This window comes from Actinomadura sp. NAK00032 (genome assembly GCF_013364275.1).
GTDB lineage: Bacteria > Actinomycetota > Actinomycetes > Streptosporangiales > Streptosporangiaceae > Spirillospora.
The window spans coordinates 1,032,211-1,054,692 of sequence record NZ_CP054932.1; the positions used below are offsets into that span (position 1 = coordinate 1,032,211).

The 22,482-nt window shown below is 71.3% G+C and carries 24 protein-coding genes; 12 read left to right on the plus strand and 12 right to left on the minus strand.

Features of this window, described 5'->3' with window-relative positions; all coding sequences use genetic code 11:
* Positions 1 to 12: 12 nt before the first annotated feature.
* The 3 genes from HUT06_RS04900 to HUT06_RS04910 form a co-directional block, all read right to left on the minus strand.
* The gene (locus HUT06_RS04900) at positions 13 to 432 is read right to left on the minus strand and encodes a YciI family protein (protein ID WP_176194605.1); all 420 of its coding nucleotides are present in this window, start codon (positions 430 to 432) and stop codon (positions 13 to 15) included.
* Positions 433 to 552: 120 nt separating this feature from the next.
* Positions 553 to 1,806: a lipase gene (locus tag HUT06_RS04905; protein ID WP_217711206.1), complete on the minus strand. Its 1,254-nt coding sequence runs from the start codon at positions 1,804 to 1,806 to the stop codon at positions 553 to 555.
* Between the two features lie 119 nt (positions 1,807 to 1,925).
* Positions 1,926 to 2,654: a carbohydrate-binding protein gene (locus tag HUT06_RS04910; protein WP_217711207.1), complete on the minus strand. Its 729-nt coding sequence runs from the start codon at positions 2,652 to 2,654 to the stop codon at positions 1,926 to 1,928.
* Between the two features lie 52 nt (positions 2,655 to 2,706).
* Between HUT06_RS04910 and HUT06_RS04915 the strand changes: the two genes are divergently transcribed.
* The 5 genes from HUT06_RS04915 to HUT06_RS04935 all read left to right on the plus strand — a co-directional run bounded on the left by HUT06_RS04915 (position 2,707) and on the right by HUT06_RS04935 (position 7,152).
* Positions 2,707 to 3,963: a transposase gene (locus HUT06_RS04915; RefSeq protein ID WP_254714985.1), complete on the plus strand. Its 1,257-nt coding sequence runs from the start codon at positions 2,707 to 2,709 to the stop codon at positions 3,961 to 3,963.
* A gap of 238 nt (positions 3,964 to 4,201) precedes the next feature.
* Entirely contained in the window at positions 4,202 to 4,570 is a 369-nt protein-coding gene (locus tag HUT06_RS04920; protein WP_176194607.1) for a helix-turn-helix transcriptional regulator, read from the plus strand.
* 81 nt (positions 4,571 to 4,651) lie between these two features.
* Positions 4,652 to 5,182, plus strand: a complete 531-nt coding sequence (locus HUT06_RS04925; RefSeq protein WP_176194608.1) for a nuclear transport factor 2 family protein — start codon at positions 4,652 to 4,654, stop codon at positions 5,180 to 5,182.
* Entirely contained in the window at positions 5,179 to 6,048 is an 870-nt protein-coding gene (locus tag HUT06_RS04930; RefSeq protein ID WP_176194609.1) for an LLM class F420-dependent oxidoreductase, read from the plus strand. The genes HUT06_RS04925 and HUT06_RS04930 overlap by 4 nt, the downstream gene beginning before the upstream one ends.
* Before the next feature lie 66 nt (positions 6,049 to 6,114).
* Positions 6,115 to 7,152: an NBR1-Ig-like domain-containing protein gene (locus HUT06_RS04935; RefSeq protein WP_254715726.1), complete on the plus strand. Its 1,038-nt coding sequence runs from the start codon at positions 6,115 to 6,117 to the stop codon at positions 7,150 to 7,152.
* A gap of 53 nt (positions 7,153 to 7,205) precedes the next feature.
* On the opposite strand, the gene HUT06_RS04940 is transcribed toward HUT06_RS04935, so the two are convergent.
* From HUT06_RS04940 to HUT06_RS04950, 3 genes are all read right to left on the minus strand, one after another.
* Positions 7,206 to 8,150, minus strand: coding sequence for a SpoIID/LytB domain-containing protein (locus HUT06_RS04940; RefSeq protein ID WP_176194611.1), 945 nt, complete (start codon positions 8,148 to 8,150; stop codon positions 7,206 to 7,208).
* Positions 8,151 to 8,213: 63 nt separating this feature from the next.
* Positions 8,214 to 9,101 carry a peptidase inhibitor family I36 protein gene (locus HUT06_RS04945; RefSeq protein ID WP_176194612.1) on the minus strand — a complete coding sequence of 296 codons (888 nt, stop codon included), beginning with the start codon at positions 9,099 to 9,101 and terminating at the stop codon, positions 8,214 to 8,216.
* Positions 9,102 to 9,153: 52 nt separating this feature from the next.
* The gene (locus HUT06_RS04950) at positions 9,154 to 9,999 is read right to left on the minus strand and encodes a peptidoglycan-binding protein (protein ID WP_217711208.1); all 846 of its coding nucleotides are present in this window, start codon (positions 9,997 to 9,999) and stop codon (positions 9,154 to 9,156) included.
* A gap of 232 nt (positions 10,000 to 10,231) precedes the next feature.
* On the opposite strand from HUT06_RS04950, the gene HUT06_RS04955 reads away from it, so the two are divergent.
* From HUT06_RS04955 to HUT06_RS04970, 4 genes are read left to right on the plus strand one after another with little or no spacing between them, the layout of a single operon-like run.
* Positions 10,232 to 11,401: a cupin domain-containing protein gene (locus tag HUT06_RS04955; protein WP_176194613.1), complete on the plus strand. Its 1,170-nt coding sequence runs from the start codon at positions 10,232 to 10,234 to the stop codon at positions 11,399 to 11,401.
* Complete coding sequence (locus HUT06_RS04960; RefSeq protein WP_176194614.1) at positions 11,398 to 12,228, plus strand: fumarylacetoacetate hydrolase family protein; 831 nt, start codon at positions 11,398 to 11,400, stop codon at positions 12,226 to 12,228. The genes HUT06_RS04955 and HUT06_RS04960 overlap by 4 nt, the downstream gene beginning before the upstream one ends.
* Positions 12,228 to 12,857, plus strand: coding sequence for a maleylpyruvate isomerase family mycothiol-dependent enzyme (locus HUT06_RS04965; RefSeq protein ID WP_176194615.1), 630 nt, complete (start codon positions 12,228 to 12,230; stop codon positions 12,855 to 12,857). The genes HUT06_RS04960 and HUT06_RS04965 overlap by 1 nt, the downstream gene beginning before the upstream one ends.
* A gap of 40 nt (positions 12,858 to 12,897) precedes the next feature.
* Complete coding sequence (locus HUT06_RS04970; protein ID WP_176194616.1) at positions 12,898 to 14,163, plus strand: FAD-dependent oxidoreductase; 1,266 nt, start codon at positions 12,898 to 12,900, stop codon at positions 14,161 to 14,163.
* On the opposite strand, the gene HUT06_RS04975 is transcribed toward HUT06_RS04970, so the two are convergent.
* From HUT06_RS04975 to HUT06_RS04985, 3 genes are read right to left on the minus strand one after another with little or no spacing between them, the layout of a single operon-like run.
* On the minus strand, positions 14,135 to 14,797 hold the full coding sequence (locus HUT06_RS04975) for a 3-oxoacid CoA-transferase subunit B (protein ID WP_176194617.1): 663 nt from the start codon (positions 14,795 to 14,797) through the stop codon (positions 14,135 to 14,137). The two genes, HUT06_RS04970 and HUT06_RS04975, sit on opposite strands and share 29 nt — an antisense overlap.
* Position 14,798: 1 nt before the next feature.
* Positions 14,799 to 15,494 carry a 3-oxoacid CoA-transferase subunit A gene (locus HUT06_RS04980; RefSeq protein ID WP_176194618.1) on the minus strand — a complete coding sequence of 232 codons (696 nt, stop codon included), beginning with the start codon at positions 15,492 to 15,494 and terminating at the stop codon, positions 14,799 to 14,801.
* Positions 15,491 to 16,687: a thiolase family protein gene (locus HUT06_RS04985; RefSeq protein WP_176194619.1), complete on the minus strand. Its 1,197-nt coding sequence runs from the start codon at positions 16,685 to 16,687 to the stop codon at positions 15,491 to 15,493. The genes HUT06_RS04980 and HUT06_RS04985 overlap by 4 nt, the downstream gene beginning before the upstream one ends.
* Positions 16,688 to 16,758: 71 nt before the next feature.
* On the opposite strand from HUT06_RS04985, the gene HUT06_RS04990 reads away from it, so the two are divergent.
* Positions 16,759 to 17,664, plus strand: a complete 906-nt coding sequence (locus HUT06_RS04990) for a LysR substrate-binding domain-containing protein (RefSeq protein ID WP_176194620.1) — start codon at positions 16,759 to 16,761, stop codon at positions 17,662 to 17,664.
* A gap of 260 nt (positions 17,665 to 17,924) precedes the next feature.
* Here the strand turns inward: HUT06_RS04990 and HUT06_RS04995 are convergent, their stop codons facing one another.
* Complete coding sequence (locus tag HUT06_RS04995) at positions 17,925 to 18,296, minus strand: ATP-binding protein (protein WP_176194621.1); 372 nt, start codon at positions 18,294 to 18,296, stop codon at positions 17,925 to 17,927.
* A 157-nt stretch (positions 18,297 to 18,453) separates the two neighbouring features.
* Here HUT06_RS04995 and HUT06_RS05000 point away from each other — a divergent pair, with 157 nt between their 5' ends.
* Together HUT06_RS05000 and HUT06_RS05005 are read left to right on the plus strand one after the other, a co-directional pair.
* On the plus strand, positions 18,454 to 19,263 hold the full coding sequence (locus HUT06_RS05000; protein ID WP_176194622.1) for a helix-turn-helix transcriptional regulator: 810 nt from the start codon (positions 18,454 to 18,456) through the stop codon (positions 19,261 to 19,263).
* Positions 19,260 to 19,454 (plus strand): DUF397 domain-containing protein, encoded by a 195-nt coding sequence (locus tag HUT06_RS05005; protein ID WP_176194623.1) that lies wholly within the window; start codon positions 19,260 to 19,262, stop codon positions 19,452 to 19,454. Before HUT06_RS05000 ends, HUT06_RS05005 begins: the two co-directional genes overlap by 4 nt.
* Positions 19,455 to 19,816: 362 nt before the next feature.
* Here the strand turns inward: HUT06_RS05005 and hisS are convergent, their stop codons facing one another.
* The gene (gene hisS, locus HUT06_RS05010) at positions 19,817 to 21,139 is read right to left on the minus strand and encodes a histidine--tRNA ligase (RefSeq protein ID WP_176194624.1); all 1,323 of its coding nucleotides are present in this window, start codon (positions 21,137 to 21,139) and stop codon (positions 19,817 to 19,819) included.
* Between the two features lie 775 nt (positions 21,140 to 21,914).
* Positions 21,915 to 22,433 (minus strand): hypothetical protein, encoded by a 519-nt coding sequence (locus HUT06_RS05015; protein ID WP_176194625.1) that lies wholly within the window; start codon positions 22,431 to 22,433, stop codon positions 21,915 to 21,917.
* Between the last annotated feature and the right edge of the window lie 49 nt (positions 22,434 to 22,482).

A 22,482-nucleotide genomic window follows, 5' to 3' on the forward strand; every position in this document is an offset into this window, starting at 1 on the left:
CGTCGTCCCCGGTCAGAGCTGGCCGGTGGACTCGCGCCAGGCCCGCTCCTTCTTGATCCACTCGTTGTCCTGCGGGAACTCGTCGATCGTGGTGACCCGGCGGATCTCGGTCTTGAACCCGGGGCCGCCCAGCGGGGAGCGCTTCGCCCACTCGACGGCCTCCTCCTTGGAGGCGACGTTGAGGATGTAGAAGCCGCCGAACAGCTCCTTGGTCTCGCCGTACGGGCCGTCGGTGACGACCGGCGGCTCGGCCGAGTAGTCGACCACGACGCCCTCGGCGGCGTCGTCGAGCCCCTCGGCCGCGACGAGCACCCCGGCCTCGATCAGCTCCTGGTTGTAGCGGCCGACGGTCGCGATCATCTCCGTGAAGTCGATGTCGCCCATCTGCGCGAAGCCCTCGTCGGTGGCGCGCATGATCAGCATGTACTTCATCGTTCTGCCTCTCTCTGGCTGGTCCAGGCCCCTTCGGGGGACCCTTTCACTCCTAGGTCGAGTGGAGACAGCGCGGATCAACACACGCCCCAAAGTTTTTTCCGGGTTCTTCGGACGGGCTCAGTCGATGAACCGGACGTCGGGGTGGCGGGGGGACGGGCGGTCGAGGATCGGGCGGTGCCGGCCCGACAGCGCCCGGTCGAAGAACGCCGTGATGTAGGCCCGCTTCGCCGCGGTCATGCGCGCCGGGTCGACGGTCCCGATGGCGGCGGCGCGGTCCTCCTCGGAGAAGTCGAGCTTCTCGTCCAGGACGGGCATGAAGGACTGGACGTCGGTGTAGGAGTAGTGGCTCGCGGTGGGCACGTTGAGGTCGCGCTTCCAGCCGGTGGAGTTCTTCCAGAACGCGCCCCAGGACGGGGTGGTCCGGTGCGTCTGCGGGTCCCCGCCGGTCGCCGCGCCCATCAGCATGAACGGACGGTCCAGGCCGGTGCGGGCGACCTCGACCAGGTCGTCCTTGCCGTACTGCATGGTGCCGTCCATGTTGATGCCCGCGTCCAGGCGCCGGTCGGTGCGCATCGCCTCGGCGGCCTGGATGCCTCCGGCGGAATGCCCGAACATGCCCACCTTGGACAGGTCGAGCGTCCGGCCGAGGCCGCGCGGGAGGCGCCGTCCCTCGGCGTCCGGGTTGCGGCCGCGCCGCAGGTCGGCGAGCCGGTCGAGGACGAACCGGGTGTCCTGCACCCGGGTGGCGAGCGCGGTCTGGAGCACGCCGTCCGGCTCCTCGGGGAGGCGCTGGCTCTCCACGCGCCCGCCGGGGAACTCGACCGGGGCCGTCTCGTAGGTGTGGTCCATGGTGACGACCACGTAGCCGCGGCTGACCAGCTCCTCCGCCACGCCCGTGCCGAGCGCGCGCGGCACGCCGAAGCCGGGGGAGTAGAGGACGACGGGCCGCGCGCCGCGCCGCGCGTCGGCCGGGGCGGACTCGGCGGCGTGCGTGCGGGCGCCCGCCCAGTCGACGGTCCCCGCCTTGAACACGCGCAGCGCGTCGACCTTGGCCAGCGTCGCGGCGACTCCCGGGCGCAGGTACGGCGCGGTCCGCCCGGACGGCTTCGCGGCCGGGTACCAGACGCTGACCATCAGCTCGCGGGTCCGGCCGGGGACCCAGGGGTCGGCCCGGCCCTCGTCCACCAGGTGCAGTTCCGTGGTGCCGATGGCCTGGTGCGGGCCGGTCGGGCGCGGCAGGGTGAACGTCGCCGGCGCGGTGGCCCCGGCGGTGCGGACGGTGGCGGCGGACGCGCCGCAGGCGGCGAGCGGCAGGGCGAGCGGCAGGACCGCCGCCGCGGTGAGCGCGCGGAGGCGCGGACGTGATCGCATGGCCCCACCCTCGCGGGCGGCGCACCCCGCGCATCATGACCGAAAGCCACTCGTCCCCCCTGCCGGTCGGCAGGGGGGACGAGCGCCCGCCCATCACGGGTGCCGGGTGGCGCTGACGGTCAGACGGCCTGCCACAGAGCCGGCACGTTCGGCGGGGTCCAGCCGGGCTGGGCCTGGTGGGCCTGGATGCAGCGGTAGCTGGCGCCGTTGTAGGTGACGACGTCCCCGGCCTGGTAGACGGTGCCGACGGCCCAGGTGCCGCTCGGCGGGTCGTCCGGCGGGTCGTCGGGCGGGTTGGAGCCGCCGGTGTACAGGGTCAGGCCGTACACCGAGAGGCCCTCGTTCACGGGCTGGAAGAACGTCGTGCCGCCGCTGGAGCAGTTGCCGGAGCCGCCGGACGTCGTGCCCTGCGCCTGCGTGCCGGCGATGAACGAGCCGCCCGAGTCGCCCGGCTCGGCGCACACGTTCGTCTGGGTCACCTCGTAGACGGTGCCCTCCTGGTAGGTGACGCTGGTGTTGAGCACCTGGACGGTGCCGCAGTGCCAGCCGGTCGTGGAACCGGAGCGGCAGACCGGCGAACCCGCCTGCGCGACGGTCGAGCCGGTCACGTCGCGGTCCTGGACGGTCCCGTAGCCGTTCACCTTGGCGGTCGGGGTCCAGTTGCTGTTCGCGGCCACCCAGGCGTAGTCGTTGCCGGGGAACGAGGAGCCCTGGAAGCTGCCCTGCTGGACCTGGTTGTAGCCGCTCGTGGTCGTGCCCGGCTGGCCGCAGTGGCCCGCGGTGATGAAGCCGGGCTGGCCGCCGCGAGTGACCGAGAAGCCGATCGAGCAGCGTCCCGAGCCGTTCATCGGATGCCTGCGGCGTGGAGAGCCCGTCCTTTGGGGCGGGAAAGAACGCGGAATGGCGGGGCGTGGTGACTCTTCGAATTTTGTCGGTGGCGGTCGGTACGTTGCGGGCGTGTCCCGGTACCGGCTGTGTCCGACCCCTCGCCAGGAGGCGGGGCTGTTGGAGCATTGCTCGCACGCCCGGTTTGTGTGGAACTTGGCTGTGGAGCAGCACGCGTGGTGGACGCCGTGGCGGGGTCCGGCGCCGGAGTATTCCGTGCAGGCCCGGCAGTTGACCGAGGCGCGGGCTGCGTTCGAGTGGTTGGCGGCGGGGTCGCAGACGGTGCAGCAGCAGGCACTGAAGGACTTCGCGCAGGCCATGGGGAACTTCTTCGGTGGCACGCACCGGCGTCCTACGTGGCGTAAGGCGGGGGTGCATGAGGGGTTCCGGATCGTCGGTGCCCGCGGCCGGGCCTGGGATGTGCGGCGGTTGTCCCGCCGTACCGGTGAGGTGCGGATCCCCAAGGCGGGGTGGGTGCGGTTCCGCTGGTCCCGGCCCGTCCCGCCGGGGGTGAAGTCGTTCCGGGTGACCCGCGACCGCGCCGGGCGCTGGCATGTCGCGTTCGCCGCCGTCCCCGACCCCATCCCCGCGCCCGGCAACGGTGCGGCGGTCGGAGTGGACCGGGGCGTGGCGGTGTCGGCGGCGCTGTCCACGGGCGAGACCAGCACCGTCCCGGGCCTGACACCGGGGGAGGCCGAGCGCCTGAAACGACTGCTGCGGCGCCTGGCCCGCGCGAAGCGGGGGTCGAACCGGCGTGCCCGGGTCAAGGCCGCCATCGCCCGGCTCAAGACGCGTGAGACCGACCGCCGTAAGGACTGGGTGGAGAAGACCTCGACGGATCTGGCGCGCCGGTTCGACGTCATCGCGGTCGAGGACCTGAACATCGCCGGGATGACCCGGTCCGCCAAGGGCGCCCTGGATGCCCCCGGCGTCAACGTCCGGCAGAAGGCCGGGCTCAACCGGGGCATCCTGGCCGCCGGGCGGGGGCGGCTGGTGACCCGCCTGGAGCACAAGGCACCCGGGCGCCTGGTCCGGGTCGACCCGGCGTACACGTCGCAGACCTGCAACGCGTGCGGGCACCGCGCCCGGGACAACCGCGAGAGCCAAGCGGTGTTCCGATGCGTCGCCTGCGGACACCGGGCCAACGCCGACATCAACGCCGCACGCAACATCAAAGACACCGCCGTGGGACGCACGGTGGCCGCGCGGGGAGGCAGGGCATTGGCCCGGCCGGTGAACCGCGAACCTCAACCCACTCTCCTCTCCGTATAGGGGACGGGTCGGAATCCTCCGCCTTCAAACGGAGGAGGACGTCAAGTAGTAGGCGTCGCCGCCGCAGGTTGTAGTACGTGCGGGGCCGGATGGCCGACCGTTTGACGGCGTGGAATACCGTGCCATTTACACTCCGGATGCCCTCGCGATTCCCGAGCGGCTGGAACTTGCCCGGCAGGACCCCGTTCTCGGGGAGCGCGCCCGGCTGCTCGATAATCCGCCGGCGAAACTCGTCATCGTGGACGACGAAATGGCGCTTATGCCGCTGCGGGACGGCGAACCCGGCATCACCGCGCTGATTCGCCCGTCCACCCTCCTGGACATTCTCGTCGGCGTGTTCAATGCATGCTGGGAGCAGGCGGCCCCGCTGCGTTTCGACGAGGACGAGGACGAGGCGGCCCGGCCCGGGGTCTGGCCCCGGCTGTCGGAGGCCGACCGGCACCTGCTGACCCTGCTCGCCGCCGGCCTCAAGGACGAGGCGGTCGCCCGCCACACCGGGATGGGCACGCGGACGGTCAGCCGCCACGTCGCCCGCCTGATGCGCACCCTCAACGCCCGCACCAGGTTCCAGGCGGGGGTGCACGCCGCCCGGCGCGGCCTGCTCTGACGTCCGGGCCGGGGCTCCGGGGTCCTGCCCAGCGGGACGCGGCCGGAGCGTCCCCGCCCGGGTGCCGCACACTCGCGGGATATGGACGCCCAGCGCAGCGAATGGTCCGACCGCCAGGAGATCCACGACGTCGTCCTGCGGTACTGCCGCGGCATCGACCGGCTGGACTTCGGGCTCGTCCGGTCGGCGTACCACCCGGACGCCGTCGACCACCACACCGGTTTCGACGGGACCCTGGAGGAGTACCTCGCCTGGGTCGAGCCCAAGCTGCGCGCCCGGCGCGGCGGCACGATGCACATCGTCGCCAACCACCTCGTCGAGCTGCTCGGCGACACCGCCGTCAGCGAGACGTACGGGACGTCCGTCCACTGGGGCGAGCCCGCCGACGACCCGCGGGCCAACTTCACCAGCGGTGTCCGGTTCGTCGACCACATGGCGTGGCGGGACGGCCGGTGGGCGATCGCCGAGCGGTGGGCCGTCCGGGAGTGGACCAGGTCGGACGCCGGCCGGCTGATGCCCAAGGAGGGCGAGGGGCCGTCCGGCAGCAGGGACGGGGACGACCCGTTGATCCGGTTGCAGCGGAGGCTGCGCGGAAGGGAGTCAGGCGCGTGAAGGTAGGGATCAGCTCGCCGATCGTGGCGCTGGCGGGCAACCGCCCGGCGTGGGAGGCCGAGGCCGGCACCGCCGAGCTCGTCCGGGTGGCGGAGACCGCCGACCGGCTCGGCTACGCGTTCATGACCTGCGGCGACCACGTGGCCGTGCCGCCCGGCCTGCATCGCGGGGAGCGGTTCTACGACCCGCTGGCGACGTTCGCGTTCCTGGCGGGCCGGACGCGCCGGCTCCGCTTCCTGCCGTACGTGCTGGTGCTGCCCTTCTACCACCCGCTGGAGATCGCCAAGCGGTACGGGACGCTCGACCACCTGAGCGACGGGCGGCTGGTCCTCGGGTTCGGGGTCGGGAACCTGAAGGAGGAGTTCGACCTGCTCGGCGTCCCCTTCGAGGACCGGGGGCCGCGCGCCGACGACGCCCTCCGCGCGCTGCGCGCCGCGCTGTCCGGCCGGCGGGTGTCGTACGAGGGGCCGTACTACGCGTTCCAGGACATGGTGGTCGACCCGCACGCCGTCCAGGAGCGGGTGCCGATGTGGATCGGCGGGCACAGCGAGCGCGCCCTGCGCCGCGCGGTCACGCTCGGGGACGGCTGGGCGCCGGCGCCGCAGTCGTTCCGCGGGCCCACCCCGGAGCTGATGCGCGAGATGCTCGGCCGGCACGACCTGCCGGACGGCTTCGACGTCCTGCTCACCCCCGGCGAGCGCCTCGACCCGGTCAACGAGCCGGGCCGGGTCGCCGAGATCATCGCGACGGCGGAGCAGGCGGGCGCGACCCACCTCAACCTGACGGTCCGGCACGAGTCCCTCGGCCACTACCTGGAGCAGCTGGAGGCGTTCGCGGCGGCCGCCGGCCTCGACGCGGAGGCGTGACCCGAGGTCGCGCGCCGGAACGTTGAGCCGACCGGCCGACGCTGTTAGCTTCACCGCGTGGACGACATGCGTGCACAGGCGGCGGCGGTCGAGGAATTTGCGGCGGCCCTGCGAGAACTGCGGAAATCAGTCGGTAATCCGCCGTTCCGCGAAATGTCAGGCCGGTCCGGGGCCATCTCGCACACCACGCTGTACGAGGCCGCGAAGGGCAACAGGCTCCCCAGCTGGGGGACCACCGTCGAGTTCGTCAAGGCGTGCGGCGCGGACCCCGCCGGGTACCGCGAACGCTGGGAGCGCGCGAACCGGGTCGTCGGCTCGGCGCGGGCCGGGCGGCCCGAGGCCGTCGCGGGGACGTCCGCGACACGTCCGTCCGGGGGAGCCGCGGCCACCGCGAGCGGCCCGGAACGGCATGCCGTGCACATCGCCGTCGACCCGCCGTCGCTCGGCGAGGACACGATCCCGGTGGGCGGGCCGCCGTCCGGCGAGGTCGCGGACGGCGCCCCGCCGGCCGCCCCCGCGCACCGGGGCCGGTTCCGGCTGACCCGCCCGGTCGCGATCACGCTGGCGACGGCGGTCGTCGGCCTGGGGGCCGTGATCGTCGTCGTGGTCGCCGTCAACCGGGGCGGCGGTGGCTCCAAGCCGGGCGGTGACGGGTTGAAGCCCGCCGTCGGCGCGTCGAAGGCCGCGCTGTCCCCGGCCGACTGCCCGGTGCACCCCACCAACCCGCCGGCGGCCCCGCCCGTCCACAAGGGCGACCTGGCCGTGTTCATCGCGGACATCACGCTGCCCGACTGCACGCGCGTCGGCACCGGGAAGACCGTCGCGAAGGTGTGGCGGCTCAAGAACGCCGGGAAGGTGCCGTGGGAGGGGTACTCGCTGCGGCGCCTCGACCTCCCGCAGCAGGCCGACCAGTGCCAGACCATCTCCGACGTGCCGATCAAGGACACCCGGCCCGGCGCGATGGTCGACATCCGCGCCGACATCACCACGCCGCGCAAGCCGGGCCTGTGCTACGTGCGGTTCAAGATGGTGGACGCCGCGGGGAAGGTCGCCTTCCCCGGGAGCCGGCCGGTCAACTTCCAGATCATCGTCGAGGCACGGTAGTTCCCCGCCGCGGCGGGCGCGGCGGGGAACCGTATCGGGAGCGTTCACGGACTTCAGGAGAGGACGATCCCGCTGTAGTAGGCCTTCAGGATCCGGGCGTAGCCCCAGCCGGCGTTGGCCTTGTCGCGCGAGCCGTACTGCGACATCCAGTCGCCGGTGACCCAGCCGCCGCACGCCGTCGTCGTGGAGCAGTAGTGGGCCTGAAGGATCTTCCCGCTACGGGTCATCCGGGTGCCCCACATCGCGTCCACGGCGGAGCTCGTCGCGGCCGTCGCGGATCCGGGCTTGTAGACCTGGCTCGACGTGGTGTCGTAGACGTCGAAGCACCGGCCGTCCGACGTCTTGCGCGTCGAGTGCAGCGCCCAGTACCAGCCGTAGCTCTTGACGGCCATCGCCCCCGCCTTCAGGGACTCCTTCGGCCAGCTCGGCACCCACTCGTTGGGCAGGACGTTCTTGACGTAGGTCTTGAACGAGACCCGGTCCACCCGGTTGAGCGAGACCCGGTACACCAGGATCGTCGTGGGCAGCTTGCTGTCCGTGCCGTCGGTCTTGCAGCCGGTCGGCGGTGTGGAGCTCAGGAACTTGTGCGACGCGTTCTGGTTCTTCAGGCTGCTGTTGAGGTTGCCCTTGGCGCCGGCCTTGAAGTCCTGGTAGGTGCCGCCGTAGTTGCTGTTGTAGTAGACGCGGACGGTCTTGCTGCTGCGGTTCCAGACCGAGGCGGCCTCGTTCTTGATGCACTGGCCCTTGCCGTTGCCCGGCCCTTTGAAGTCGTAGCAGGACGGCTGGGTGGTGCCGTAGTCGGCGACCGATCCGGTGAAGTCCGAGACCGAGCCGGCGTTGTTGCTGTTGAAGTAGTAGCAGAACTCGCCGCTCTCGCACACGCCGTTGCGTGCCGCGGCCGAGGCGGGCGATGCCGGGAGCAGCACCGCCCCGCCGATCGCCATCGCGGCGACCGCCGCGACGGCGCGCGGGATCAGCCGCGCCGTTCGTCTTAACACGTTCGCTTCCCCTTCTGGTGAAGGTGCTGGTGAGAGGTGCGGCCCGTGCGGGCCGCGGTCCGGCTAGCGGACGTTGTAGCCCTGCGACTGCCAGAAGGAGGTCGGGTTCGGGTTGTCGAGGTGGGAGTCGTTGACGCTCTTGGCGGCGTGCGTCTGGCGGCCGGGCCGCATCTCGACGTGGGTGTGGGCGGCCGAGCTGGACGACACGCCGCGCCACGACTCGTCCGCGATGACCTGGCCCCGGCTGATCGACTGGCCCACGGACAGCGAGGAGCGCGGCGCGGAGTGCAGGTAGATCACCGTCTTGTTCAGCGAGGAGTTGTAGACGGAGATCGTGGAGAGCCCGCCGCTGCCGGTGGAGCCGCGCGCGATGTAGATGATCTTGCCGGCGGTCAGCGCGCGGACGTCCGAGCCGACGCTGCGCGCGATGTCGATGCCCTCGTGCCGTCCGGGCGTGCTGGTGTAGCCGTCGAAGCCGCAGGTGATGCGGCCGCCGCTGGCCTTGTAGAGCGCGTACGACATGTTCGTGCGCGACGACGGCGAGAACTGGTGCGAGGCGTTCTGGTTCTTCAGGCTGGAGTTGAGGTTGCCCTTGGCGCCGGCCTTGAAGTCCTGGTAGGTGCCGCCGTAGTTGCTGTTGTAGTAGACGCGGACGGTCTTGCTGCTGCGGTTCCAGACCGAGGCGGCCTCGTTCTTGATGCAGAGCCCCTTGCCGTTGCCCGGTCCCTTGAAGTCGTAGCAGGACGGCTGGGTGGTGCCGTAGTCGGCGAGCGACCCAGTGAAGTCCGAGACGGACCCCGCGTTGTTGCTGTTGTAGTAGTAGCAGAACTCGCCGCTCTCGCAGACGCCGTTGCGCGCCGCGGCCGAGGCGGGCGCCGCGAGCGCGGCCGCCGTGCCGCCGACCGCCACCGCGGCGGTGGCCAGTGTGAGGACCTTGTTCAGCGTGCTCATAACCGTTCCCTTTCCTTTCGCCTGCTGTTCGCGTTGCCGGGATTGCCGAAGGTCAGCTGCGCCGGTACTCCTCCCAGGTACGGATGGTCACCTTCGGTCCGTCGTCCGGACCGTGGTCGGCGAGCCCGTTGAGGCCGAGGTAGTAGTCGCCGGTCTGGTGCTGGGCCTGGGTGGACAGGTCGGTGTCGCTGATCGCGGCGGCGTGGATGTGCCACGGCCAGTCGCCCTGCTGCGGGCTGCGCACCCAGGCCGCGAACCCGACGCGGCGCAGCGCGCGGGCCACCGAGGTGCGGGTGGCGGCGCTCATCCCCTGCACCGAGACGTCCACGACGCCCCCGCCGTCGTGGGTGCCGGCCGAGGTGGGGTCACCGCCGGGGTTGTAGGAGCCCTGGTCCAGGGCGAGCTTGCGGCCGAGCAGCCGCTCCGCCTCGACCAGCATGTCCCGCGTCCGGGTGTTGACGACGGCGCCGCCGAAGGACACCCGGGCGCCCGGCGCGAGGGTCCGGGTGACCGTGAAGCGGCCGGTGCCGAGCTTGGTGAGGGACGTCTTGCCGGGCAGGCCGTTGGCGTCCAGGCCGGTGTAGCCGAGCGACTTCTGGTACTTGGAGTAGGCGGCGATGGTCGTCGTGCCGAAGTAGCCGTCCACCCACTGCTCGTCGAGCAGGTTCCGGTCCCGCAGGGCCCGCTCGACGAGGAGGACGCTCGCCTTGGCGCCCGGCGTCAGCGTGTCGTCGGCCCGCCGCGGATCGATCTGCGCCGCCTTGACCGTGGCCTCCATGTTCACGCTCGGCAACGCGGCGGCGGTCCCGGCCGGCTCCGCCGCCGACGTCTCCGACACGGTCATGGAGGTGAGCATCGCGGCCGACAGGAAGGCGGCGGTGTACGAAGACAACTTCATCTGGTCTCCTGGATGCGGACGCTGGGAGCGGAACCAACGTCACGCTTCGCCCGGCGCGTTCTCAAGAAGATCGTTGTTGTCAGGTTGTTCGCCGGACACATCCGTACAGCGCGTACGCGGATCTGACACGCGGGCCGGCGCCCTGACGGGTCACGGACGATCTCGCCCGTCCAGGGTTCTGTAAGCCAGAATTTCCTTTTCCTTACAGCGGGCGGGCCGCACGATTGCCGGTATGACCAGCACTCCTGCCGAAACCGTCGCGGCTCCTCCGGCGGAATCGCCCGTCCGGCTGCGGGCGGTGGACGCGCCCGGCCAGCCGGACGCCACCCCGGAGCTCGACGACCTCTACCGCGGCTTCGAGGCCGAACTGCTCGTGCCGCTGTGGACCGAGATCGGCGACCTGATGCCGGCGCGTCCGCGCTCCCGGGCCGTCCCGCACGTGTGGCAGTGGGAGCGGCTGGTCCGGCTCGCCGAGCGGGCCGGCCGGATCGTCCCGGTGGGGCGGGGCGGGGAGCGCCGCGCGATCGCGCTCGCCAACCCGGGGCTCGGCGGCCGCCCGTTCGCCGCGCCGACCCTCTGGGCGGCGATCCAGTACCTCATGCCGGGCGAGGACGCGCCCGAGCACCGGCACACCCAGCACGCGTTCCGCTTCGTCGTCGAGGGCTCCGGCGTGTGGACGGTCGTCGACGGCGACCCGGTGCCGATGAACCGCGGCGACTTCCTCCCGCAGGCCGGCTGGAACTGGCACGCCCACCACAACGCGACCGACCGTCCGATGGCCTGGATCGACGGGCTCGACATCCCGTTCCAGTACGCCGCCGACGCGCAGTTCTTCGAGTTCGGCCGGGACGAGATCTCCGACGCGGAGCGCACCACGCCCGACCGCTCCCGCGCCGAACGGCTCTGGGGCCACCCCGGGCTGCGGCCCGTCGGCGTCGCCCACAGCACGCCCGGCTCGCCGCTGCTCTCCTACAAGTGGGAGTACACCGACCGCGCGCTCGCCGACCAGCTCGCGCTGGAGAAGGAGGGGCACGCCGGGACGGTGGAGCCCGGCCATGCCGCCGTGCGCTTCAGCAATCCCGTCGACGGCACCGACGTCCTGCCCACTCTGCGCGCCGAGTTCCACCGGGTGGCGCGGGGCGCGGAGACGGCCCCGGTGCGCGAGACCGGCTCCAGCGTCTACCAGGTCTTCGACGGCTCCGGCACGGTCACGGTCGGCGACCGGACCTGGGCGGTGACGCGCGGGGACCTGTTCGTCGTCCCGTCGTGGGAGCCGTTCTCGGTGACGTCCGAGGCCGGCGCGTCCGACTCCAACTCCGGCGCCCTCGACCTGTTCCGCTTCTCCGACGCGCCCGTCTTCGAGGCGCTCAAGCTCGACCGAACCGCCAAGGACATCAGATGAAGCTCTCCACGATCCGCACTGCCGGCGGCACCCGCGCCGTCCGCCTCGACGGCGGCGCGCTCGTCGACCTCGGACACCCCGACCTCGGCGCGCTCCTGGCCGAGCCGGACTGGCGGGCGAAGGCCGCCGCCGCGTCCGGCACCGCCTACGACGCCGAGGGCGCCGACTTCGCGCCGGTCGTGCCCAGCCCGTCCAAGGTGATCTGCGTCGGCCACAACTACTCCAACCACATCAAGGAGATGGGGCGGGAGCTGCCCGCGTACCCGACGCTGTTCCCGAAGTTCGCCGACAGCCTGATCGGCGCCGGCGACGACATCGTGAAGCCGGGCGAGACCGATGCGCTCGACTGGGAGGTGGAGCTCGCCGTCGTCATCGGGCAGGAGGTCCGCCGCGCCGACGACGCCCAGGCGGAGGCGGCGATCGCCGGGTTCACCGTCATGAACGACATCTCCGTGCGCGACTGGCAGTTCCGCACCATCGAGTGGACGCAGGGCAAGATCTGGGACTCCTCCACCCCGGTCGGCCCCTACCTGGTCACGCCCGACGAGGTCGGCGGCGTCCGCCCGGCGCTGCGGGTCAGGACCCTGGTGGACGGCCGGGAGATGCAGTCCGACGACACGGGCACGCTGCTGTTCGACCCGGTCTTCCTGGTCAAGTACGTCTCGACGATCGTCCGGCTGCGTCCCGGCGACCTGATCGCCACCGGCACCCCGGCCGGGGTCGGGCACGCCCGCGACCCGAAGGTCTACCTGACCGGCGGCGAGACCGTCGTGACCGAGATCGACGGCCTCGGGGCCTGCACCAACCGCGTCGTCAAGGACGCCTGATGGCGCGCTCGTTCACCGACGCCCGCCGCTGGACGCGGGAGGGCACGGCGCTGTTCCTCGGCGCCGCCGCCGGACTGACCGAGGCGGACTACGACGCGGCGAGCCCGCTGCCCGGCTGGACGCGCAGGCATCTGGTCGCGCACGTCGCCGCGAACGCCGAGGCGCTCGGCAACCTGGTGCGCTGGGCGGCCACGGGCGAGGAGACGCCCATGTACGCCTCGCCGGAGGAGCGGGCGGCCGGGATCGAGCGCGGCGGGCGGATGGGCGGCGCGGAGCTGGGCGACTGGCTGGCCCGGTCCGCCGCGACGCTGCAGGCGTCGATGGACGAGCTGACCGAAGGCCAGTGGCAGTCCGAGGTCGTCACGGCGCAGGGCCGTACCGTGCCCGCGACCGAGGTGCCGTGGATGCGGTCCCGGGAGGTGCTCGTCCACGCCGTCGACCTGGACCGCGGCGTCTCCTTCGCCGACCTGCCGGACGACTTCGTGCAGGCCCTCATCACCGACATCACCGCCAAGCGGGGGCTGGACGCCGCCGCGCTGCCGGCCGGGCCGCCGTCCGAGGTGGCCGCCTGGCTGGCCGGACGGCCGCACGCCCTCACCGGAGCCCCGCCGCTCGGCCCCTGGCTGTGACGCGCCGAACGGCTGGGACGCGCCCGAGAAGGAAGAGATCATGACCAACCCTGATGTGCTCGTCGTCGGCGGCGGGATCGGCGGGCTGGGCGCCGCGTACGCGCTGGCCCGCCGGGGCCTCGCGGTCCGGCTGCTGGAGCGGGCCGCCGACTTCGGCGAGGTCGGCGCCGGCATCCAGCTCGCCCCCAACTGCACCCGCATCCTCGACGACTACGGCCTGCTGGACGAGGCGACGGACCTCGGCGTCGTCCCGGACGCGATGATCATGCGGGACGCGGTCGACGGCGCGGAGCTGACCCGCCTCGACCTGCGCGACCTGGAACGCCGCTACGGCTTCCCCTACCTGGTCATCCACCGCAGCGACCTGCACGCCATGCTGCTGCGCGCCTGCGAGCGCGCCGGCGTCGACCTGCGCACGTCGCAGCAGGCCGTCGGCTACGCCAACACCGACGGCGGCGCCCGCGTGACCTTGGCCGGCGGCCGTGTCGAGGAGGCGCGGGTCGTCATCGCGGCGGACGGCCTGCACTCGGTGGCGCGCAGGCTGCTCTCCGACGACGAGCCCGTCTCCTCGGCCTACGTCGCGTATCGCGGCACCGTGCCGACCTCGCACGGCCGGGCGGCGGACGTGGACCTCAGCGAGGTCGTCGTCTACGTCGGGCCGGGCTGCCACTTCGTCCACTACGGGCTGCGCGGCGGCGAGCTGCTCAACCAGGTCGCCGTCTTCGAGTCGCCCAAGGCCCGCGCCGGCGAGGAGGACTGGGGCACCCCCGACGAGCTGGACGCGGCCTTCGCGCGGACGTGCGGCTTCGTCCGCGAGGGCCTGCCCCACATGTGGCGCGACAAGTGGTGGCGGATGTACGACCGCGACCCCATCATGACCTGGGTGGACGGCAGCATCGCGCTGCTCGGCGACGCCGCCCACCCGCCGCTCCAGTACATCGCCCAGGGCGCCATCATGGCGATCGAGGACGGCTGGGTGCTCGGCGAGCACGTCGCCCGGCACCTCGAAGCGGACGGGTCGGTGGACTGGCCCGCCGTCCTCGCCGCCTACCAGGCCGTCCGGCCCGAGCACTGCCGCCGCGTCCTGACCACGTCCCGCGCCTGGGGCGAGCTGTGGCACCTCGACGGGACGCCGCGGCGGCAGCGCAACGTGCTGCTGCGCGACCGCGGCACCCGCGACTACGCGTTCGTGGACTGGCTCTACGGCCCGACCGCCCTCGACCCGTCCGACGAGCCGCCGATGTTCACGACGATCCCGCTGTCCTCGGCGGACGCGCTCACGGCCGCGACGGGCCGGCGTCCTTGACCGGGACGGGGAGGCGGTCGCGCAGCTCGTCGAGCGTGATGCCGAAGGTCTCGCGGACCGCCGCCCCGTCCGGGCCCACGTCGATGACGGCGACGTCGGTGTAGATCCGGCTGACGCAGCCGACGCCCGTCAGCGGGTAGGTGCACTCGGGCACGAGCTTCGAGCGGCCCTGCTTGTCGAAGAGCGTCATCATCACGAACACCTGCTTGGCGCCGATGGCGAGGTCCATCGCTCCGCCGACCGCCGGGATGGCGTCCGGGGCGCCGGTGTGCCAGTTGGCGAGGTCGCCGGTCGCCGACACCTGGAACGCGCCGAGCACGCACACGTCGAGATGGCCGCCGCGCATCATGGCGAACGAGTCGGCGTGGTGGAAGTAGGACGCCCCGGGCAGCTCGGTCACCGGGACCTTCCCGGCGTTGGTGAGGTCGGGGTCGATCTGCTCGCCGGTCGCGGCGGGGCCCATGTTGAGCATGCCGTTCTCGGTGTGCAGCACGATGCCGGAGCCGGCGGGCAGGTGGTCGGCGACCTTGGTGGGGCGGCCGATGCCGAGGTTGACGTAGGAGCCGGCCGGGATGTCGCGGGCGACGATCGCGGCCATCTCGTCGGGGGACAGGGCCCCCGTGGTGGAAGACATGTCAGCGCGCTCCCTGGACGGTGTAGTGCCGGTCCTCGACCCGCACGACGCGGTCGACGTGGATGCCGGGCGTGACGACCGCCTCCGGGTCGAGTTCGCCCGTGGCGACGACGCCGCCGACCTGCACGATCGTGGTGGTCGCGGCCGTCGCCATGACGGGGCCGAAGTTGCGGGCGGTCTTGCGGTAGACGAGGTTGCCCATCCCGTCGGCGCGGTGCGCGCTGATCAGCGCGACGTCGCCCTTGATCGGGTACTCCAGGACGTACTCGCGCCCGTCGATCGTCCGGGTCTCCCTGCCCTCGGCGAGCGGGGTGCCGACGCCGGTCGGGCAGTAGAAGGCGCCGATGCCCGCGCCGGCCGCGCGCATCCGCTCGGCGAGGTTGCCCTGCGGCACGATCTCCAGGTCGATCCGTCCGGCCCGGTACAACTCGTCGAAGACGTAGGAGTCGCTCTGCCGGGGGAACGAGCAGATCACCTTGCGGACGCGGCCGGCCTTGAGCAGCGCGGCGAGCCCGACGTCCCCGTTCCCGGCGTTGTTGGACACGATGGTGAGGTCCGTCGCGCCCTGCCGGATCAGCCCGTCGATGAGGTCGAACGGCATGCCCGCGAAGCCGAAGCCGCCGACGAGCACGGTGCTGCCGTCCGCGATGCCGCGCACGGCCTCGTCGACGCTCTCCAGGATCTCCGCCCGGCTCACGCCGCCACCTCCGTGTTCGCTGTGTCCGTGTTCTCCAGGACGACGGCGAGCCCCTGCCCGACGCCGATGCAGATGGCCGCGACGCCCCAGCGCTCGCGGCGCTCCCGCAGCACCTTCGCGAGCGTGCCGAGGACGCGGGCGCCGCTGGCGCCCAGCGGGTGGCCGAGCGCGATGGCCCCGCCCCGGGTGTTGACGATCTCCGGGTCGACGCCCCAGGCGTCCACGCAGATCAGCGACTGGACGGCGAACGCCTCGTTGAGTTCGACCGCGCCGACCTGGTCCCAGCCGATCCCGGCGCGTGCGAGCGCGCGGTCGGCCGCCTCGACCGGGGCGTAGCCGAAGTCCTGCGGGTCGAGCGCGAACGCGCCGCGCCCGGCGACGCGCGCGAGCGGGTCGAGGCCGATCCGGTCGGCGGCGCCGGCGGAGCCGAGCAGGAGGGCGGCGGCGCCGTCGCTCAGCGGCGAGGCGTTGCCCGCGGTGATGGTGCCGTCGGCGCGGAAGCTCGGCTTGAGCTTGGCGAGCTTCTCCGGGGTGGAGTCGGCGCGGATGCCCTCGTCCCGCTTCAGGTCCCCGGCGGGGACGACCAGGTCGTCGTAGAAGCCGTCGTCCCAGGCCGCCGCCGCGAGCCGGTGCGAGCGCAGCGCGAACGCGTCCTGCCGCTCCCGGCCGATGCCGTACCGTTCGCGGAGCCCCTCGTTGGCCTCGCCGAGCGAGACCGTCCACTCCTTGGGCATGCGCGGGTTCACCAGTCGCCAGCCGAGCGTGGTCGAGACCGCGGCGAGGTCGCCGGGCGGGAAGCCCTTCGCGGGCTTCGGCAGCACCCACGGCGCCCGGGTCATCGACTCGACGCCGCCCGCGACGACCACGTCCGCGTCGCCCGTCTCGATCGTCCGGGACGCGATCATCGCGGCGTCGAGGCTGGAGCCGCACAGCCGGTTGACGGTCGTGCCGGGCACGCTGGTCGGCAGCCCGGCCAGCAGCGCGGCCATCCGGCCGACGTTGCGGTTCTCCTCGCCCGCGCCGTTCGCGTTGCCCCAGACGACCTCGCCGACCGCGGCCGGGTCCAGCCGGGGCGCCCGGTCCAGCAGCGCGGTGAGCACGCCGGCCGCGAGATCGTCCGGGCGCTCGCCCGCGAGCGCGCCGTTGAACCGGCCGAACGGCGTCCGGACGGCCGAGTAGAGATAGGAGCTCATGCCATCGAGGCTAATGACCTCACTTGATACAGTGAAGTATCAATATTCGCTTCGATTGAGACGCGCATCATATGGATCTTCGTCACCTGCGGTACTTCGTCGCCGTCGCCGAGGAACTCCACTTCGGGCGCGCCGCCGAGCGGCTCAACATGGCCCAGCCGCCGCTGTCGCAGGCGATCCGCAGGCTGGAGAGCGAACTCGGCGTCGACCTGCTCCACCGGACGACGCGCAAGGTCGACCTCACCGACGCGGGCCGCGGCTACCTCGCGCGGGCGCGGCGGATCCTCGGCGAGGTGGACGAGGCCGCGCACGAGGCCCGCCGGGTCGCGGCGGGCGCGGTCGGGCACCTGGCGCTCGGCTGCGTGGGCTCGGCGACCTACAGCCTGCTGCCCGCGCTGTCGCGCGGCCTCCGCCGGGAACTGCCCGGCGTCGACTTCTCCTTCCGCGGCGAGATGCTCGTCCCCGACCAGGCCGCCGCGCTGCGGGCCGGCGAGATCGACGTGGCGCTGCTGCGCCCCCCGATCGCGGACCTGTCGCTCACCGTCCTGCCGCTGCGCCGGGACCGGCTCGTCGTCGCCCTTCCCGACGACCATCCGCTGGCCGCGCTGCGCCGGGTCGCGGTGGCCGACCTGGCGGATGCCGACCTCATCGTGCACTCCGCCGACCGCCGCTCGGTGATGTACGACGTGGTGCTCGGCCTCCTGCGCGACGCGGGCGTGGAGCCCCGGATCCGCCACGAGGTCGGCGAGACGTCCACTCTGGTCACGCTCGTCGCGGGCGGTCTTGGCGCGGCCGTCGTCCCGGAGCCGGTGACCGTCCTCGCTTTGGACGGCGTCACCTTCCGCCCGCTGGTGCGTCCCGCCGTGGACGTCGAACTCGCGATCGCGCACCGCACCGACCGCACAGAACCGCACCTGGCCCGCGCCGTCACCGTCATCCAGCAGATCGTCCAGGACGCGGCGCACACCACGAGCTGAGAGGCGCCCAACGCCGTCCGGGCGGGGCGGGCACGTCACCGCGCAGATCGTCCAGGTGAACGGCGGGGCCGAACGCGGCCGCTGAGCCGCGGCGGGACACCGCCGACGCCATCCAGGACGGCCGGCGCCGGGAGCTGCCGGGCGTCCCGGTGGAGTCGATCCGCCGCGACGCCGTCCGCCCCCCGAAGGGGCTGGGCGAACTCGCTCCCCATCACGGACGGACTCGGGCGTGCGCCCCACCGCGTGAGCGATCGTGTCGGCTACGGGTGCATGCGCGACCAGACCCATTTGCCTCCTGCGGGGTCGGCGGTGACGCCGCACTGGGCGGACATGGCCTGGACGATGTGCAGCCCCCAGCCGCCGTTGTCGTCGAACGCCTCCTCGGACAGGTCGAGGTCGTCGAGGGTGAGCTCCTTCATCGGCTTGGCCGTGGGCAGCGCGTGGTCGGCGTCCCAGACGGCGATGATGATCCCGTAGTCGTCCCGGCTGAGCTGGAGCCGGATCTCCTCGTCCGGCGTCTGGCGGGCCGCGTTGGTGACGAGTTCCGAGACGATGAGAAGCGCGCTGTCGAGAATGTGCGGGTAGTTCCATTTGCGGATTTGTGTGTCCGCGAATGTACGTGCTTGCCCCACTGCGGAAGGTGTGCCCATAAGGGGCATGATCGGCTCTGCGGTCGCCGTCATCGCCATCGTCCCGTCCTTGCCCGAGTTTCCGATTTCCTGTGACAAGGATCACTCTGGAGTCCTACGGTTTTCTTGTGCTTATAAACAAGACCAAACAGGAGAGCTGATGCCGATCGTTCGCGACCCCATCGAACCCAAGATCTCCTTGTGGCACCTTCTGGCCTTCTACCTGCGGTTTCTTCGCGAGAAGGAGGGGCTCTCGCTGACGCAGTGCGGAAAGATCATCGGTGTTACTCGCTCGACTGTTTCGAACATCGAGGCAGTCAGGCAGCATCCGCAGGAAGACCAGCTTGTGAAGCTGGATGAGAAATACGGCACAGGCGGGCTTTTGCAGTTTTTGCTCTGGTATGCCCGAAACACGCATGATCCGGACTGGGGGCGTCAACTAGTCCCTTATGAGGAGCGAGGAGTGGCATTCAGGGCCTACCACGGTAAGACGATCCCCAGGCCGTTCCAGACCGAGGAGTACATGCGTGCCCTCGCTATGGCTGGAAGGCCAGACGATGACACCGTGGCCAGGCGTCTGGCTCGGCAGCAGGTCCTACTTGATCGAGACAAGCCGCCGTTCTTCTGCGTCATCTTGGAGGAGGAAGTGCTCCGCTCCTGTGTCGGCGGTCCGAAGGTCATGAAGGGCCAGCTTGCACACCTCCGGGCGATGATGGATCTCCCCCATGTCATCATCCGTTTCATTCAGGCTTCGGCAGGTGCCCATGAAGGTTTCGACGGCCCCTTCCAGATCATCAGCTTGGAACGTCGGGACATCGCGTACGCGGGCGCGCAGTACGGCGGGCGGCTGATCGAAGCTCCCGGCGAGGTGAGGGATCTTTGGGCTAGATTTGACCGGATCGGCGCGAAGGCCCTCCCAGACGATGCCTCGCTCGCCCTCGTCGAGCAGTACTTGGAGCAATACACATGAACGTCCAATGGCGGAAGAGCACCCATAGCAGCGGGGTCAATGACGAAGACTGCGTTGAACTGGGACGTCTTTCGCCAGGGGCCGGGATCGGGGTGCGTGACAGCAAGGACCCGGAGGCGGGCCACCTCGCCTTGTCCGTTGCGCAGTTCGCCGCTCTGATCGAGCAGGTCAAGCAGCACCCGGCCCGCTGACCGTCCCGTCCGGCCGCACTTTCGGTCCTGGGTCTTCTTGTCGGACGCCGGGACCGGCTCATGTCCGTCGGGCGCGGCACTCCGCCTCCATCCGTCCGACAGCGGGTCCCTCCGCCCGCGAAGGCGAAGGGCCGTTCGGCTGGCTACTCGCCCAGGTAAAGCATGTAGCGCCAGTTGAACTGGAGCGACAGTAGGGCGATGGGGAAGGGGTGCTCGACCAGCCTGCTTGAGCTGGACCGCGTAGGCCGATTCCCACGACAGGCACTCCTCGAATGTCGACCACGGGTCGGGGAATCCTCTCTGCTCGATCGTGGCGAAGATGCGATCGCCTTGCACACCCATCCGCGGCTCCCATCATGGAGTTACCTCGACGGCGCGCACCTCCCGGTGAGGTGCGCGGCAAGCTCGGCGGTCGGGACCTGGGCCTGCTCCCCCGTGTCCATGTCCCGGACCGTGACCACCCCGGCCTCCTTGTCGGACGCCCCATAGATCAGCGCGTAGCGGGCCTTGCGGTCGGCGGCCCACTTCAGCTGCTTGGCCAGTTTGCGACTGGCGGCCAGATACACCTCGGTCCGCAGACCCGCATCCCGCAGCCGCGCCGCGTAGCCCATGACGTCGGACGCGGTGTCCTCGGCGATCACGGTGACGGCGACGTCGATCCTGTGCACATCACCCGCATCGTCGCCGAGCAGCCCGGTGATCCGCTCGACACCGAGGGAACCGCCGCAGGCCGGCACGTCCGGCCCGCCGAGCGCGGAGATCAGCCCGTCGTAGCGTCCGCCGCTGGCAATCGAGCCCGGCATGCCCTCGGCGACCACCTCGAAGATCACGCCGGTGTAGTAGTCCAGGCCTCGGACCAGGCTCGGCGTGAACGCGATCCGGTCCCGGCCCACCTTCGGCGCGGCCAGATCCAGCAGCCGGCCGATCTCCTCCAGGCCGGCCCGCCCGGCCTCGCTGTCCTTCAGGACCGTCCGCATCCGCTCCACGGCGTCCGGCGCGGTCAGATCGGTCACCAGCGCCTCGGCGATGTCCGGTGCCAGGAACCGCGCGTCCACCAGCTCGGCCGCCACCTTCTCGGGCGGCAGCTTGTCGAGCTTGTCCAGGGTGATCAGCACACCGCCACCGAGTTCCGCCGGAACGCCGTAGACCTCGAGCAGGCCCGACAGCGCCCGGCGCGAATTCACCAGGACCCGGTAGCCGGGCACGCCGACGGCGTCCAACGCGTCAGTCAGCGCACAGACCACCTCGGCGTCGGCGAGCGGCGACGCGGACCCGACCACGTCCACATCGCACTGCGCGAACTCCCGGAACCGTCCCCTGCCCGGACGGTCGGCCCGCCACACCGGCCCCATCGCGTACCGCTTGTACGGGGTCGGCAGCCGTGACCCGTAACCGGCGACGACCCGGGCCAGCGGAACGGTCATGTCGTACCGGAGCGCCAGATCCGCCTCTCCGGTGGCCTCGTGCTCCCCGCGCCGCAAGATCTTGAAGATGAGCTTGTCGCCCTCATCGCCGTACTTGCCGGTCAGCGTCTCCAGCCGCTCGAACGCCGGCGTCTGCAACGGCTCGAACCCGTACCGCTCGAACACCTCGCGGATCTGCGCGAACACGCGCTCGCGGGCACGCAGAACATCCGTGAGGAAGTCGCGTGTGCCGGACGGAGGCTCGAACTGCTGTGACGCCATGGGAACTCCTGGAAGCCGTGACCGGGCGCTGTGAGGAAGCGAGTCATGGAACCGGTCCACATCTGGACGCCGAAGACCGTCCCCGATCGTAGCGACGGCACCGCCTCCGAACCCGGCCAACGCCGCGCCGGGCCACGCCGTTCGTCTCCGGACGATGTCCGAACCGAGGCTCAGAGCACCCGGTACGAACCAGCCTGTTCGTCATTTGCGGCCCTACCAGCGACGGTCACTGCCGGCGGACGCCAGAGAAAGACGGGATGGCTGAAGCACGACCCCGGATTCCGTCAATGTGCCCATAATTTGCCCTTTATGGACCCGAACGCCCGGGCGCACGCTATCGCCACACCCGTGTGGTCATCGGAGGCCGCTTCCTCTACGAGGTCCAATACGAGCCCGACTGGACGCTCTGCCGTACGCGCCGCATCACCGACCCGGACGTCATCGCGGCGGCGGCCTCCCACCAGATTCTGGACGAGGAATATCGCCGGGCACCTGAACCCCCGCCCCTCGCCGCAGGTGGGGCAGGGCAGTTGTCGCCGTGGCGGCGGCGACTCTGGTGGCCGTCCCACTGGCCCTCCGGGCCTTCTACCTCTCGCACGTCCGTGATGCGCGGGAGGCACGTCTGCCAGCTCATCACGGCCGGCTACCTCAGTGCGTCCCACCGCGAACTGGACGATGGGTGAGCCCTTGGCCGACGTTCCCACCGGACGCCTGCCGCCCATGGCCACAAGATCTACCGCGAGGCCTTTGTCAAGGCCACCTGACCCGGCAACGGCTATGACCGCTCCTCTTCGGGATGCCGGAAACACGGCGACGAGACGTCCAACCCAATGCGCTGCTCAGTTCCCGCACCGGCGATGGGCGCTTCGAGTACGGCCCCGTAGCCCTTCTCGGGCGCCGTGACCCTTAGTTGCCACGTCCCATCCGCAGGTCGGCTGAACGCCGTTATCCGCCAGCCGGTGCTCGAAAGGCGCTCACTGAGCCGGGTCAAGGCCGCCGTCGCCTCAGCCTTGCTGCGCACGCTCACCCACGTGTTCACCGTCATCGTGTACGGGCTGTAGTCCACGAACCAAGGCTCCAAGTAGGGATTGGTGTCCGGGGGATTCGTCCTCCGGACCGCCCTGCGATCCGCCTCTTTTCCGCAAGGCAAGGGATTGACTCCGCCCGTCTTGCTCTCAACCGGATCGCCAAGACCGAGCCCCTCCTTGATCTGGTCGGCCATCCCATCGACCTTGCCCGCGACCACCCGCGGATGCGCGACCGGCAATTCATTATTACCCGGCACCTCGTCCACGCCATGCCCTCCTCTCCCGACGCCGCAGCTGACAGAAACCCCGGCCAAG

What these genes read in the sequence shown, in the direction of transcription:
- HUT06_RS04900 (WP_176194605.1), bottom strand. Translation starts at nt 432, where the DNA reads ATGAAGTACATGCTGATCATGCGCGCCACCGACGAGGGCTTCGCGCAG.
- HUT06_RS04905 (WP_217711206.1), bottom strand. Translation starts at nt 1,806, where the DNA reads ATGCGATCACGTCCGCGCCTCCGCGCGCTCACCGCGGCGGCGGTCCTG.
- HUT06_RS04910 (WP_217711207.1), bottom strand. Translation starts at nt 2,654, where the DNA reads ATGAACGGCTCGGGACGCTGCTCGATCGGCTTCTCGGTCACTCGCGGC.
- HUT06_RS04915 (WP_254714985.1), top strand. Translation starts at nt 2,707, where the DNA reads ATGGCGGGGCGTGGTGACTCTTCGAATTTTGTCGGTGGCGGTCGGTAC.
- HUT06_RS04925 (WP_176194608.1), top strand. Translation starts at nt 4,652, where the DNA reads ATGGACGCCCAGCGCAGCGAATGGTCCGACCGCCAGGAGATCCACGAC.
- HUT06_RS04935 (WP_254715726.1), top strand. Translation starts at nt 6,115, where the DNA reads ATGCGTGCACAGGCGGCGGCGGTCGAGGAATTTGCGGCGGCCCTGCGA.
- HUT06_RS04945 (WP_176194612.1), bottom strand. Translation starts at nt 9,101, where the DNA reads ATGAGCACGCTGAACAAGGTCCTCACACTGGCCACCGCCGCGGTGGCG.
- HUT06_RS04950 (WP_217711208.1), bottom strand. Translation starts at nt 9,999, where the DNA reads ATGAAGTTGTCTTCGTACACCGCCGCCTTCCTGTCGGCCGCGATGCTC.
- HUT06_RS04955 (WP_176194613.1), top strand. Translation starts at nt 10,232, where the DNA reads ATGACCAGCACTCCTGCCGAAACCGTCGCGGCTCCTCCGGCGGAATCG.
- HUT06_RS04960 (WP_176194614.1), top strand. Translation starts at nt 11,398, where the DNA reads ATGAAGCTCTCCACGATCCGCACTGCCGGCGGCACCCGCGCCGTCCGC.
- HUT06_RS04965 (WP_176194615.1), top strand. Translation starts at nt 12,228, where the DNA reads ATGGCGCGCTCGTTCACCGACGCCCGCCGCTGGACGCGGGAGGGCACG.
- HUT06_RS04970 (WP_176194616.1), top strand. Translation starts at nt 12,898, where the DNA reads ATGACCAACCCTGATGTGCTCGTCGTCGGCGGCGGGATCGGCGGGCTG.
- HUT06_RS04975 (WP_176194617.1), bottom strand. Translation starts at nt 14,797, where the DNA reads ATGTCTTCCACCACGGGGGCCCTGTCCCCCGACGAGATGGCCGCGATC.
- HUT06_RS04985 (WP_176194619.1), bottom strand. Translation starts at nt 16,687, where the DNA reads ATGAGCTCCTATCTCTACTCGGCCGTCCGGACGCCGTTCGGCCGGTTC.
- HUT06_RS04990 (WP_176194620.1), top strand. Translation starts at nt 16,759, where the DNA reads ATGGATCTTCGTCACCTGCGGTACTTCGTCGCCGTCGCCGAGGAACTC.
- HUT06_RS05000 (WP_176194622.1), top strand. Translation starts at nt 18,454, where the DNA reads ATGCCGATCGTTCGCGACCCCATCGAACCCAAGATCTCCTTGTGGCAC.
- HUT06_RS05005 (WP_176194623.1), top strand. Translation starts at nt 19,260, where the DNA reads ATGAACGTCCAATGGCGGAAGAGCACCCATAGCAGCGGGGTCAATGAC.
- hisS (WP_176194624.1), bottom strand. Translation starts at nt 21,139, where the DNA reads ATGGCGTCACAGCAGTTCGAGCCTCCGTCCGGCACACGCGACTTCCTC.